Origin of the sequence: Pontibacter rugosus (assembly GCF_042678745.1) — a bacterium.
Lineage (GTDB): Bacteria > Bacteroidota > Bacteroidia > Cytophagales > Hymenobacteraceae > Pontibacter > Pontibacter rugosus.
The window spans coordinates 32,040-46,651 of sequence record NZ_JBHTLD010000010.1; the positions used below are offsets into that span (position 1 = coordinate 32,040).

Sequence of the window (14,612 nt, forward strand, 5' to 3'; positions counted from 1 at the left end):
GATAAAGGCACTTAGCTGTCAAGAATAGGTTGATCAAGTACAGCACGCCCCAGCCAGGTGTAAAGTATGTCAGTAGTTGGGCCCATAATATGTGCGGCACGTGCATCGCGCAGCAATACATCCAGCCTGGAGTTGTCGCGGTAAGCTATTCCACCAGCCAGTGTCATCGCTTCGTTTACGACCTCCACCACACAGTTAGCCACCTCCGCCTTAGATGAAAGTATAGCTAAAACAGCAGCCGGATCGCCCTTATCATACTGTTGTGTCGCATGATAAATTAACTGTCGCGTGCGCTCAATTTTAGCCCATAACATGCCTAACCGATGCTGGAGAAGTGAAATCTGATCGAGAGAAACACCATTATGGCGGTACACACGGCTTTTGAGGTGCTCCCTTACCACATCGAAAGCAGCCTGTGCTATACCTAAGTATGTGCCAGACATAGCTGTTAAAAAGTAGGGAGCCACCACTTGAAAAATATACCATAACTGGTCGCCTTGCGCACCTAGCAGATTACCTTCTGGCAAGGCAACATTAGAGAGCGACAGGCTGCGTGATGAATTTCCGCGCATACCTAAACCGTCCCATTCTGGCCCCCAGGCTATTCCTTTCATGCCTTCTTCCACCACCACGCAAGAAAACTCGTGTTGCGTTGCATCAGGGTCTACACCCATCGTTGAAAGCACATAAGAATCTGCATAGCCCCCGTTTGAAACGAATGTTTTTTCACCGTTAACGATAAAGCCTCCTGATGAACTGGTTAACAACTGTGTCTGCGGATAATAGAAATGGGCCCCTGTGCCCGGTTCACTTAAAGCGAGTGTGGTAAGATGCTCTCCTGCTGCTATTGGCTCCAGGAAATTCTTTTTTTGGTGCTCAGTGGCTTTGGCTACTATCATGGCAGTACCCACACAATGCATCCCGAAGCATAATCCCGCCGACCCCGACTCCTCGCCAAGTATCTCGCAAGCGCGGGCCAAACCATATAGCCCTTGCCCATGGCCTCCATTTTCCTGTGGAACTACAAATCCACCAAAACCCTCCTGCTGTAGTGCTTTAATACTATTTTGGGGCCACTTTGCTTCTTTATCTATAATTGGTGCCTCTGCCCGCACAACACTTTCTGCAATTTGCCGGAGTTGGTCCAGGGTTGTTTCTAAACTCATAAGTAGTTGAAGAATGCTTTCAGGATACAGTTAGTTCTGACCCTGCTTGACACAAAGTGAATAGCTACAGCCGTATACTGCAGTAACAGGTATAAATAGTGTTTGCAATTTAGGTACTGCTATTGCCATACACAAACGAATCATACATCAAGATGCAAACAATAGCAAGGCCGGGTAACTTTTTCACGTTCTGTTTTAGCTACAAAATCCGTAATATGCACGCTGTTAGCTACTATGCTGGCAGCTTATCCCATGTTATCGAGATTTATACTTTGTTTTATACTTGCCACCCCTCTTGCCATGAGCCAAACGAATGCCCAACAGCAGCAACCCACCCTTATAACCTGGCAGCAAATTGCCGAGACCCCAGTGCCCGCAGCAGACCATGTTATCAAATATGGTTCTGATTCCCTTCAGTTTGGAGAATTGCGACTGCCTGAGGGGAAAGGTAATTTTCCGGTGGTAGTGGTGGTACACGGCGGCTGCTGGCTGAACCAATACAACCTGCAGTACATGAGCCACCTAAGCGATGCATTGACTAAGGCAGGCTATGCCACCTGGAATATTGAGTTTAGGCGTGTAGGTGATGCCGGTGGTGCATGGCCCGGTACATTTCAAGATGTGGCCATGGCTACTGACCATGTGCGGGAGTTGGCAAAGCGCTATCCTCTTGATGCCAAAAAAGTAGTTGTAATTGGTCACTCGGCTGGTGGGCACCTGGCGCTTTGGCTGGCGGCGCGCCATCGCTTGCCAAAGTCTAGTCCGCTGTATGTAAAAAATCCGCTTAAGCTAAAAGGCGTTGTGTCTTTAGCGGGCATTACTGATCTGGCCACCTATAGCCAGCAGGAAGGCAGCTGTAATGCTGCTGTAGAACAGCTGATCGGAGGGCTTCCGGCAGACTACCCGGAGCGTTACGCACAGGCCTCACCTATCCAGATGTTGCCCTTGCAGGTACCCAGCCGATTAGTGCAGGGTGAGCTTGACCCAATTGTACCTGTGGCGCAGGCTGATAATTTTGTTCAAAAGGCCAAAGCAGCCGGAGATACTTCTGAAGTTATACGATTACAAAATGCCGGACACTTTGACCTAGTGGCTCCCTCCTCTCCTATGTGGCCGCAGGTGCTAAAGGCGGTGCAGGATTTACTGTAATATTATTGTCAGCATGCTTAAACCTTTGCTCTGTTTCTGTTTCTAAGAAGCAAGCATTTTTTACATGACATCAACTTAACCCCTATATGAAATCTAAGTTACTAGTGGCAGGCATCTGTCTTGCTCTGGCTACCCCGGGTGCTTTTGCCCAGACTGCAACTGTTCCGAAACCCGTTGCAAAATCGTTGAGCAAGGTAAAGCCCAATGACATCAAAGCACATATTGCCTATCTGGCCGATGATAAACTTCTTGGCCGTAAACCAGGCACTCCTGGCTATCAGATGGCTGTAGATTATGTAACAGAGCAGTTCAGGAAGATGCAGGTGGCCCCTGCCGGTGAAAACGGTACATACCTACAGACAGTCCGGATACGCACTGCCACACCCAACCCAGATGCGGCCTTGCAGTTGAAAGGAGCTGCAGGAGCCGCTGAGCAACTTAAGAATGGGATAGATTTCTCGGTCTATCCAAACCCAGGTGAGGCGCAGGTATCTGTGCAGGAGGCTCCCTTGGTTTTTGCTGGTTATGGTATCAGTGCGCCAGACATGAACTATGACGACTACGCTAACATTGATGCAAAAGGCAAGGTAGTCGTGATAGTGCGTGGTACACCCGAGGGTTTTCCTTCTACAGTATCATCCTATAGTATGGACATGCAGACCATCTTGAATACAGCTGCAGCGCATGGTGCGGTAGGTGTGCTGGTAGGGACTACAAACCCTAAAGGTGGCGTGCCAAACTTCTCAAGAGGTGTAAGCAGTGTGATGGGGGCAGACGGAAGTGTAGCTGCTTCCCGTACCTACCATGAAGATATCAAGCTGCTGGGGATGCTCAACTACATCACATTACAAAAGCTGATGGCAGGAGCCGGAGCAGATGTGGCACAGGCTGCTGCCAGCATCAAAGGTGGCCAGACCGCCTCTGTTGCGCTTCCTTTTTCCTTAAGCGGTAGCTACGGCAGCAGCTATCAGGATATTGAAAGCTACAACGTGGTAGGCAAAATTGAGGGTTCTGACTCTAAGCTGAAAGACGAGTATGTGGTACACAGTGCCCACCTCGACCACGTAGGCATTGGCCGCCCGATAGACGGTGACTCGATCTACAATGGCGCCCACGACAATGCCTCTGGTGTAGCCAGTCTGCTGGAGATTGCCAATGTATACGCCAGACTTAAAAATAAGCCTAAGCGCTCTGTTTTGATTGTAATGGTTACCGCTGAAGAAATGGGCCTGTTGGGCTCCGCTTACTTTGCAAAATTCCCTACGGTACCTGCCTCGCAAGTTGTAGCCGATATTAATACCGATATGCCTACGCTGATTGCTCCGCTTCTGGCTGTTGTGCCACTGGGTGCTGCTCACTCTTCTTTAGAAGATGAAGTAAAGCAAGCCAGCAACTATTTGGGCTTAGACGTGGAAGAAGACCCAGAGCCAGAGCAAAATCGTTTTGTGCGCAGCGACCAGTACAGCTTCGTTACCCAAGGCGTGCCGGCGCTGCACATCAAGTATGGCAACAAAACGGCGGACGGCAAAAACAACCTGGATGAGACTGTGAAAGTATGGCGTGAGAAATATTACCACAAGCCACAGGACGGCCTGGAAGGAGGCATCTTCGATTTTGATGCCGCTAAAAAGTACGCACAGCTTAATTTCCTGATCGGCTATTTGGTAGCTCAGGATGTGGAGCGGCCTACCTGGAAACAAGGTGATTTCTTCGGGACCCGCTTTGGAAATTTGCAGTAGCAGAGAAAAAGAGCCACGAAAAAAAGGGAGCCGGGAAATATTTCCCGGCTCCCTTTTTTCATGGCTCTTCGTTAATGAATAACTAAATGTAAACCTCCAGCTTATAGAACGAAAAAAATAAGCCGGCAGGAATTCCTGCCGGCTTATAGGATTGTCTGTACCTGCTGTAGTTGTTCTTACTATCGCTTATACAGCACTAGTACTTCTATTGCTTCGTAAGAGTGTAGCTATAATAGCCGGGAATGCTTAGGTCGAGCACTATCTCGTACGTACCAGCTTCCTCCACTACAATGTTATCCTCACTACCCTGATCTACAAATCCATCTGCAGGTTTGTTGTCACCGTAGTTTAAACCCCATGCATCGTTCGCTCTGAATTTAATTGCTCCAGCTGTTAAAGGTAGAGTAATTGCCCATACACCTCTTTCTTCATCATAGGTCATGTCATGATCTGTTACGCTATCGCTCACCCAACCTTTAGGAGTTGCATTGCCTGTTACGGCCCAGTTTGTTTTAGTAGCAGACCACGTCAATTTATTTACATCTACTTTCAACAGGTAAAAACCAGGTTCGCTTACTGTTAGGTTACTAGCACCTCCATCATCCGATAAAGTCCCCGCTGTAGCTCCTGCACCATAGTTTGGTCCATCCCAGTTTGGCTGACTTGTAAATTTAAAGCCTTCTGCTATCGTATTCATGTAGACATATCCTTCAAACACACCGTTATCCTGAAGAGAAGAAACCTTAGGTGCGCTACCAGGAGTCCATCCCTGGTACAATCCAGGAACATACAGCGAAGTATACTCAATGATATCCAGGTAAGGTACAACAGACACAGTGATAGGCTGCGAGTAAAGTGGCGTAACCTCAGAAGAAATATCTGCCTTTACACGTAGTTCCATATCGGAAGCCATGCCAACCGGCAACTTCAGTTTAGCGGCTAAAGCATTAAACTCATTAACTGTAAATGTTTTTTCAGTTAAATTAGCAACAGCAACTTCTTTTGCTCCGGCAAATTCGTTACCGGCCACATCATATTGGATGCTGTAATTTACAGCAGCTTGGTAGCCATAGTCGGCAGGAGACCATTTAAATGTGATAGCGGCGCTACCTTCCTCCTCTTGGGTCAATGCAAGATCAGTAACAGATGCCGATACCACCGGAGCATCTCCTACACGAAGGATGGTCATGTCTTCGTCTTTTTCACAGCTCATCAGAACCAGTGAAGCCATCAAAAACAGAAATGATTTATTTATCCAGTTTTTCATATAATTCTTCTTTACAATTAGATTAGCAGCACCCGCCATTAGTAATAACTTATGGCAGGTGCTGTAAAAAAGATTAGTAACCGTTGTTCTGCTTAAGATTAGGGTTGGCTACCAAGTCATCGGATGGAATAGGGTATAATGCTCTAAAGTCAGGAACAGAAGTTCCTTCTTTAAGGCCACCCTTCCAAGCCCACAGATATTCTCCACCAGTAAATAATTTATAGCGGATTAAGTCTGTGCGGCGGTGCCCTTCCCAATTAAGTTCACGTGCACGCTCATCCAACAAGAAGCCAAGGTTTAATTGGCTGTTATTGATACGTCCAGCTCCGTCTGTATAAGCACGATCACGTAGCGCATTTACATAATCCAGCGCCTGAGCTATGGAACCTCCTGAACCACCACGCACAACTGCCTCTGCATACATCAGGTAAACATCAGCCAAGCGGAACATAGGGAAGTCCGTGTCCACAAAGGTTGGGTTAGAACCCGCTTCGCCTGCGGGGTTTACATTTTTCCATTTTGTAATCGGGTAACCGTTTTTGAAGGTTTTGATCTCTTCTATTTCCAGTGTTTGCCCCTTAGTGAAGAAGTTGGCTCTGTCGTCATTTTCCAGCGCTGCGCCAGAAAACAGGCCATATACTGCAGGAGTTGTACGGATACCGCCCCATCCAGAATCTATGCCAAAATCAGAGGCAACCATATCTCCGCCTACTGCACCATGCGTCAGGAAGGTAGTGCCACCATACGACTGTGTTCTCATGCCATCAAAAGCAATCGGAAAGATAATCTCATTAGATTTGTCATTACTAGTCATGAACAACTCATCATAATCATTCTCTAACTGATAGCCAGCATCAATCACTTTCTTGGCATACGTGATCGATTCAGTGTACATGTTCTGCCCGATGTAAACGGGTGCATTCAGGTACAGCTTAGTGAGCAGTGTCCAGGCGGCAGCTTTGTCAGCGCGTGCATACTCGTTTTGGCGCGCATCCACTAGCTCGCTCTCAATAGCCTTCAGCTCAGACTCGATATAGGCAAAAAGATTTTCTTTGCTGATCTGCTCTGGGAAGAAAGCCCCAATAGGATCTTCTTCTGTAACAAAAGGAACACTGCCGAATAGGTCTAAAGCATGCCAGTAGCTTAGGGCGCGCAGGAAGCGGGCCTCGGCACGGTACTTTTTGGCAGCCTCTAGGTTAGCCCCTGTTATACCGCGCTCCTCTAGCTTTGCATCGGTGGTTTCACGAATAAACTCGTTTGCTGCTGTAACCTGATAGAAGATGCGGTAATACATGGCCTTGGTCATGTCGTTATTTGCGGCCCACAACATCGTATTGATTACCGGTAGCCCCGGATCGTTCCAGGCAACAACGGCTTCATCTGTCGGTATCTCCTGTAGCGTCCAGTAGGTGCGTACATAATTTGACGCTCCTTCGTCGATTCCTCCTACGTCTGGCTTACCGGCCGGCCCCTGCTGGCCAGTTACCGCAAAGCCCGCGTACAGCTTTGCCAGAATGCTTTTGTAGTTAGCAAAGTCTTTATATACTGTAGCCGAGGTAACCTCATAAGCAGGTTCGCGGTCCAGGTCGTCTGTGCAGGACACGGTACTTACCGCTACCAAACCAGCACAAAGTATAGTTCTTATATAATTAGATGTCATCTTGATTCTGTTAATTAAAGTTCCAGGTTCAGGCCAATTGTATAAACAGTTGGTCTAGGATAGAAGTTGTTATCAATACCGCCAGCAATTTCTGGGTCAAGGCCTTTGTATTTACTTACAGTAAATACGTTTTGAACACTGGCGCTCAAGCGCAGGTTAGCTTTATCATTCAGAACTTTTCCGAAGTTATAACCAAGGTTGATGTTCTCCATGCGGAGGAAAGAAGCATTCTCAATGTAATAATCAGACTCATACTGGCGCATGTTAAACTGTGTTTCATACACGTTATCTACCAGGTTGCCAAGGTACTCCCCTGCTTTGAATACATCGTAGGCCGCATTGTTTGAATACACGTTGTTATACACGTAGTTATTCAGGCTAGCTCGCATTAACATCCCCAACGACCAGTTTTTATAGTTCAATTGAGAGTTAAACCCTAAATAGAACCGTGGTTCTGGATTTTTATAACGGTATCTGTCAGCATCGTTCACGATTCCGTCGTTGTTCAGGTCAGCATATAGCCCTTCAATAGGTCTGCCGCTTTCATCGTATACCTGCTTATATACATAGTAACTGTACGGTGCATAACCTACTGAATGGATCTGGATGTTACGCCCCGTGGCACCTGAGATACCACCTACCAGCACACCAACAGAGTTCTCATCTTTTACGGTGTTAAGTTTAGTGATCTCATTTCTGTTCCAGGAACCGTTTACACCTACTGTCCATTCAAGGTCTTCTTTATCTACCGCAACAAAATTCACAACAGCTTCCAAACCTTCGCTATCAATAGAACCTACGTTTGTTAACAGCAGGTTTGTCAGGTTTGTACCAGCAGGAACAGCTATTACGCTTAACAGATCATCAGTTTTTCTGTTATAGTAATCCAAACTGCCGTATAGTCTGTTGTTAAGGAAACCAAAGTCTATACCAGCGTTATAGGTTTGCGTCTCTTCCCATTTCAGGTTAGCATCATACCCTTCCGGACGCAGCAACAGATAGTACATATCTCCAAGGCGGTACATGGAAGCATTGTCCGAGTTAGTGTAGCGCGCCAGGAAGGGATAATCGTTATCAGAAATATCTTGTTGGCCAGTTATACCATACCCCACACGCAATTTCAGGTCAGAGACAACAGCAGAATTCTTTAGGAAAGACTCTTCCACAATTCGCCAGGCAAGTGCCATGGACGGGAAAGTGCCCCAACGATTATCTTCTGAAAAACGGGAAGAGCCATCACGACGTACAGTGGCCGTTAGCAAGTAACGATCTTTGAAGGCATAGTTAACTCTTCCAAAGAAAGAAACCAGTGTGTTCTGTGTTTCAAATGGAAAAGGATCAGCCTCTTTACGTACATCACCGTTGTCACGGAAAGTAGCAAATGCTGGTTTTTTTACAAGGAAGTCCTGGTATGAATAACCCGCAGTTGCATCAATGCGGCTACTGATGCCTGGTAGTTCTTTGTTATAGTTCAGGTAGAAGTCCAGCAACTTGTTAGTGCGGTCTTCCTCATATTCCTTTACAGAGCCGCGCTCATAGTATTCAGCAGCCAGAGTACCCGGTGAGCGGGTAATACCTTCACTTTCTGAAACATCATAGCCCAGGTTCAGGTTAGCGCGAAGCTCAGGCAGGAAGTGAAACTTATAATCCAGCTGCACATTACCGATGCTTCTGAACACCTCCCCTTTGTCACGCTTCTGCTCTAACATACTTAAAGGGTTTCTGGTAGCAATGGTGATTGGATTACCGCTCACATCTGTCCACTCAAAATAGCCTCCAAATTCAGTATCTTGATACACTGGTTGTGTTGGATCAAAGGCAACAGCTGCGCCAATAGCTCCTGTATCTGCAAAACGACTCTTCGTTTTAGCACCTTTTACATTTACATCTACTTTCAGGTGATCGTCTAAGAAAGTAGGTGTAAGTTTAATAGCTCCTGTTACACGCTCGAATTCAGAAGTTTTAAGTACTCCTTCCTGGTTCAGGTAACCTACTGATACACGGTAAGGCAGGTTTTTAACAGATCCACTTAAGCTTAGGTTATTATCAGTAGTATAAGCTTGTCTGTAGATAAGATCCTGCCAGTTAGTGTTTGCATCACCAAGTAAAGCCTGCTGCTCTGGAGTCCCTTGCTCCATTACTACTTTCCTGAAATCGTCAGCACCCAACACATCTATCTCCTTGTTCACAGTAGATAAAGAGTGTTGCGTACTAAAGTTCAAACGCATTCTATCCCCTGTTGTACCACTCTTAGTAGTAATGATGATTACACCGTTAGACGCTCGCGAACCGTATATAGCCGTTGCTGACGCATCTTTTAAGATGTTCATAGAGGCGATATCGTTCGGGTTGATAAAGTTGAGAGGGTTAGCGCTTCCAGCAATCTGATCATTATCTACCGGTACTCCATCAATTACAATTAATGGATCGTTGCTAGCATTAAGCGATGCCCCACCACGAATACGAATTCTGCTACCAGAGCCTGGTGCACCACTGTTAGACGTAATTTGAACACCAGCAACTTTACCTGTTATTAGCTGCTCCGCAGTTGTTACCTGGCCTTTTTGAAACTCTTCAGAAGTTACTGCAGTTACAGCGCCTGTTACATCACTTTTCTTTTGCGTACCATACCCGATTACCACTACCTCTTGCAGGGCTTTGGTATCAGTTTGCATGGTAATGTTAAGGTTTGCCTGGTTGCCTACTGGTACTTCCTGTGTTGTGAAGCCGAGGTAGTTGAACACCAACGTAGCGTTTGCTGGTACTGCTATGGTAAAGGTACCGTTCAAATCAGTAGAGGTGCCGCGGGTTGTACCTTTTACAACAACTGCTACACCTGGTAAAGGTGTGCCTGCCCCATCTGTTACTGTACCACGCACTGTTTGCTCCTGTACAGCATTTACTGCTTTAGCAGGTGCTGCTTGCACTGGTGTGGCTACCGGAGCCGCGTTCTTTTGAATAATGTATACGTCATTTACTTTCTTGTAAGAAAGGCCATTTGGCTGCAGAATCTTGGATAGTAAAGCATCAACGTTCGTGTCTGTTTCTAAATTCTCCGGCACCTGAAGCTGAAGGTTTTTAGCCATCTGCGCTTTATAGGAGAACTGTATGCCATACTTATTTCGCAGGCTTACCAGCACATCGTTAAGCGATTTCGAGGATACGCTCTGCCCACTAGCTTTGGCCGTCGTAGCCATGGCTACCTTCGCGCTGTAGTGGTCCTGGGCATTTCCCGAAAAACTAAGGAAGCAGGCAGCCACAATCAGGCTACTGGTCCTTATTCGGTTTGTAGATTTTTTACGCATAGGAAAAGGAATTAATGATCAGTTAGGCTTATTGTAATATTTTTGTCTTGTTTGTTTACCTCTACCTGAAGTGTTTCAGATAAGGTAGACAGTATATGTTCTGGAGAGTTTTTATCCAGGTAGGCAGTAATTCTTTCGTTTTCTAAGGCTGGCTCTTTGATGTTTACCTTATAACCATAGCTGTGTTCCAGCATCTGCGCCACCTCATGCAGGGTTGTATTATCAAACACTAGTTTAGAGTTCTTCCAGGCTGTATATAATTTGGTATCAACCTGTTTTTTAGAGATCCCATTCCTGGCGTCAGCCTCTACCATATCACCCGGTGCTAAGCCTACTTCCTGCTGTAGCCCGTTCTGGTTTAGGGTGAGGTGGACTTTGCCATTTTCGAGCACTACTTGTTTCTTCTCTTCTTTATTTGATACACTGAACTCAGTACCCAATACCTCTACTTTCAGTCCATCTGTAGTCTCCACTACAAAGCGTTGGTGATTGCGTTTATGGGTGACGGAGAAATATGCTTTTCCTTCCAGCTGCACCAGACGATCTTTATCTACTGACCACTTTGCTGGCATTGTCAACGAGGAGTTGGCGCTTAATACAACACTTGAGCTATCAGGTAAAAGCAATTCCATGCGCTCGTTTGCTTTGGTGGCGTACACTTTTACTGCCTGCTGCTGCCATTGCTGCAACAATAAAACGCCGCTTACCATTAGTATAGCGGCTATGGCAGCAGCCATTAACCACGGCTTGCGTTGCCAGAAGTTCATCGGAATTACGTTATCCTCTGCGTCACCCTCCACATCACCGTCCAGCAGGAACTGCTTTTTGCTTTGCTCCAACTCCTGCCACATCTCATCCAACTCCCACTCGGGCACTTCATCCGCATCATGAGACAAATGCAAAACCAACTCACGCGCCTCGTACACAGCTGTTTTCATCTTAGGGTTTTGAAGCAGAAACTTCTCCCAATAAGCATCCTGCTCCTGAGAGGGCTGCTGCACCCACTTTATAAATTGTTCGTCTGCTGCAAAATCGCTGGCTCTGTAGTTGATGTAGTTCATTCAGGTTGATGGTTGATATCCGTAGCAGCGTGAGGCCTGCATACTATGTACAATAGCTAAAGCTCCACCTTATTATCCCTTCGGATGTTAAATATTTTTCAAAAAATTAACGATGAGTTAAACTTGCCTTATATGAAAGACATCTTTAGAATACAGCTCATAAAGACAAAAGCCCTCTACCTGCCATAGATAGAGGGCTTTAAATCTCAAATCTGGATTTCTGTTACTGCTGTTGCTTCACTATTTTGCGTATCAAGTGCTCATTACCTCCACTTATCTGCATGTAGTATAAGCCGTCAGGGATGCTGCTTAGATACATTTCCTGCTGCATTACCTGCTCTGTTTTCAAGAAGGTTTTGTTGAGTACCAGTCTGCCTAAGCCATCTAGTACCTGAAACACTACCTGTCCACGGTAAGCATTATCCAGCCTAACCATTACCTTATCCGGAGCCGGGTTTGGATAAAGTACAAAGCCTCGCTCTTTTGCCAGCTCGTCATCGGCAGCGAGCACGGTTTGCGTCCAGGGCAGTAGGTCAGGTGTAGCAGCTTCCAGCTTTTTCGTGGTAAACAACCTGAATTCGCCTGGCTGCAACACAATCTTTTCCGCTGGGTTAGTCACCTGCACTTCTTCTCTGCCAAAGTAATCGTACCAGGTGCCAGCTTGCGGAAAGTTGGCTGCTATGCTTTGTTGCTTCACATCGAAGTTTCCAATCATAAAAACCTGCGCCTCTGGAGTAGATAGCGTCAGGCGCTTCACAATATCGATGAAGTCTGTATGAAAATCATCGGTAGCGAAAACAGGAACTGTTGTTTTTAGTTTAATTAACTCTGCGTAAACCTGAAACAACTTAGCCCGCTCCGGATCATTCTGATATTCCCAATGTAGTGGTTTATTGCCTGTGCGGCCATTCTGATCAATTGAGACATCATACCCTAACTCACCAAACTGCCAGATCATTTTAGGTCCGGGAACAGCAAGCGAGAAGGCCGCTGCCAGTTTGGCTCTGTTTAATGCCGTTGTTAAATCGCGGGTGTTATAGGTGCCTGATGCTTTACCATTCTGTACCACATCAAAAAGCACCCTCTCTTCATCATGGCTTTCTATATACCCGATGGCATTGGGCTGCTGCCAGCCGCGCTGCTTGTAAGAAATCCAGCCCGGGTTCGTGTTCTGTCCTTTAGCTAAATTACGGAAATCATGATTCGCGTTATTCCATAGCAACATGCCATAGTTGGCCAGTTCTTTCTCTTCCTTTTCATCGGCAAAATGCTCCAGTATTACGTATGCCGCCTCATCTACCTCTCTGATTTCATCATAAATTCTCTTCCAGGTTGCTACGCGGCCTGCATCATAGGCACTCCATGCGTTTACATCAGGGTCTGTTTTAGTTTGTGTAAATCCTTTGGAGAGATCAAACCTAAAGCCATCCACCTTATACTCCTCCAGCCAGTAAGCGGTGACACGCTTCACCAGTTGTTTTGTAGCGGGGCTTTCGTGGTTAAAATCGAAGAACACGTTGTAAGGGTGCGTAGCCACGGGATTAAAATACGGATTGTTTGCTGCGGGCTTATCTCCGTCCCAGTACAGGCGCACGTAAGGGTTCTCGAAGTCGGCCTGGTTCAGCACGATGTCCAGGATAACAGCAATACCAGCCTGGTGTGCTGCATCTATAAATGTTTTTAAATCTTCTTCCGTACCGTATGCTTTATCTGGCGCAAAGAAAAAGGTAGGGTTATATCCCCAGGAATCATTTCCTGAAAACTCCATGACAGGCATCAGCTCAATGGCGTTTATTCCCAGGCTTTTAAAGTAGCTGAGCGTATCGGTAAGGGTTCTGTAATTGCGTGTTGCCACAAAATCCCGAATCAGTAACTCATAAATAACAAGCTGTTCTACTGCTGGCCGTTCATAATTTTTCACTTCCCAGGTATAGGCTGGCTGCTGTGTTTGCAAAACCGAAACTATACCAGTAGCCCCTTTCGGGTATGGCTTAAGACCAGGATAGTTGGCTTCTGTTAAATAGTTATCGTTGGCAGGATCAAGTATTTTGTCTGCGTAAGGGTCTGCTACGGCTATAGTGCCATCCACCAGGTACTGATAAGCGATCTCTTTGCCAGCAGGCAAATCACTTATTTTTAACCAATAGCGCTCCCCATCAGGTGTGCGGTGCATCAGGTATTCCTGCTGTGGCAACCACTTGTTAAACTCTCCAATCACATATACATGCTCCTTGTGGGGAGCGAACAGTACCAGTATCACCTCCTCCTTGCTTATGTAATTGATCCCGTCCTTTAAACCGGCTGGCAAGGCAGCGACACTAGGCTTTGGCGCTACCAGATAATAGAAGGTATCCGTTGCTACTTCGCTTGCTGCTTTAGCTTCCAGCACTACCTGATGCCTTTTACCGTTATCTGTTCCGGCGTTTAAAGTATAGCTTATACTTTGTGCATTCTCCTCACGCTTCAGCTCCACACCATCCAGTAAGATGCGCATAGCGGCAGGAGCTGAAGCAGCTGCCTGCAGCTCGATAGTGCTATTAGCATCCTTGAACAGAAAGCGCTGAGACGGCTGCTGAAACTTGGCAGTAAGTGCTTCAGAGTAAATCTGAATAATAAAGTCTTCTGTTTGAGCAGAGCCATTAGCATTTTTCAGCAGCAGGCCCAGTTTATGTATGGGCGTACCCGCTTGCACCGCAAAATAAGTGCGAGGCACTAGTGTGATTTTCCATTTGCTATTGCCCAGGTAGGTCATGCGACCAGGCTCAAAAGGGGCGCTCCAGTTTGTCTGGCCTGCTGGCTGTACTTCAAAAGCATCTGCGCCTTCAGAAGTACCTGCACCAGACCATAGAAACACCTGATCAGGTGTCTTTAGCAAACCCTGCGCTCTACTGTCTTTCGCTTTTGAAATGTCAAACAACAGCGTTACTTCTTTCCCTGCAGCAGGAAGGGCAGGCTCCGTTATAACTACTTGCGCAACCGATAGATGCGCAAACAGCAGCAGCATAGCAATTATGTACTTGAGGATAGGTGTAGAAACTTTCATAGGCAATTATGTATGGGGTTTGATAAAGTATAAAAATGGAGCTATTGTCCTTTTCTGCTGCTGAATTGTGTTTTTGTTCTGTAAAAAGATTTTTGGGCTAAGAGGCTGCTTTCATTTTCTGTTCTGCTGCTAATCCATCCACCCCCTCTACCTGGTGCAGCATGCGGCGGCGGCGTTAGTCAAAAGTTGAACTAGTGTAAATTAATTACTCGATTGCTGGTA

At 46.3% G+C, this 14,612-nt stretch carries 8 protein-coding genes; 2 read left to right on the forward strand and 6 right to left on the reverse strand.

Features of this window, described 5'->3' with window-relative positions; genetic code table 11:
- Positions 1-11: 11 nt before the first annotated feature.
- A complete protein-coding gene (locus ACFQ2O_RS02380) occupies positions 12-1,166 on the reverse strand; it encodes an acyl-CoA dehydrogenase family protein (RefSeq protein ID WP_377522613.1) in 1,155 nt (384 codons plus the stop codon).
- Positions 1,167-1,418: 252 nt separating this feature from the next.
- Between ACFQ2O_RS02380 and ACFQ2O_RS02385 the strand changes: the two genes are divergently transcribed.
- Both ACFQ2O_RS02385 and ACFQ2O_RS02390 read left to right on the forward strand, forming a co-directional pair.
- Complete coding sequence (locus ACFQ2O_RS02385) at positions 1,419-2,315, forward strand: alpha/beta hydrolase family protein (RefSeq protein WP_377522614.1); 897 nt, start codon at positions 1,419-1,421, stop codon at positions 2,313-2,315.
- Positions 2,316-2,401: 86 nt separating this feature from the next.
- On the forward strand, positions 2,402-4,054 hold the full coding sequence (locus tag ACFQ2O_RS02390) for a M28 family peptidase (protein ID WP_377522615.1): 1,653 nt from the start codon (positions 2,402-2,404) through the stop codon (positions 4,052-4,054).
- A 205-nt stretch (positions 4,055-4,259) separates the two neighbouring features.
- On the opposite strand, the gene ACFQ2O_RS02395 is transcribed toward ACFQ2O_RS02390, so the two are convergent.
- From ACFQ2O_RS02395 to ACFQ2O_RS02415, 5 genes are all read right to left on the reverse strand, one after another.
- The gene (locus ACFQ2O_RS02395) at positions 4,260-5,321 is read right to left on the reverse strand and encodes a SusE domain-containing protein (protein WP_377522616.1); all 1,062 of its coding nucleotides are present in this window, start codon (positions 5,319-5,321) and stop codon (positions 4,260-4,262) included.
- A gap of 73 nt (positions 5,322-5,394) precedes the next feature.
- Positions 5,395-6,981: a RagB/SusD family nutrient uptake outer membrane protein gene (locus ACFQ2O_RS02400; RefSeq protein WP_377522618.1), complete on the reverse strand. Its 1,587-nt coding sequence runs from the start codon at positions 6,979-6,981 to the stop codon at positions 5,395-5,397.
- A 14-nt stretch (positions 6,982-6,995) separates the two neighbouring features.
- Entirely contained in the window at positions 6,996-10,286 is a 3,291-nt protein-coding gene (locus tag ACFQ2O_RS02405; RefSeq protein WP_377522620.1) for a SusC/RagA family TonB-linked outer membrane protein, read from the reverse strand.
- 11 nt (positions 10,287-10,297) lie between these two features.
- Complete coding sequence (locus tag ACFQ2O_RS02410) at positions 10,298-11,347, reverse strand: FecR family protein (protein WP_377522621.1); 1,050 nt, start codon at positions 11,345-11,347, stop codon at positions 10,298-10,300.
- 223 nt (positions 11,348-11,570) lie between these two features.
- Complete coding sequence (locus ACFQ2O_RS02415; RefSeq protein ID WP_377522622.1) at positions 11,571-14,390, reverse strand: alpha-amylase family glycosyl hydrolase; 2,820 nt, start codon at positions 14,388-14,390, stop codon at positions 11,571-11,573.
- Positions 14,391-14,612 lie beyond the last annotated feature (222 nt).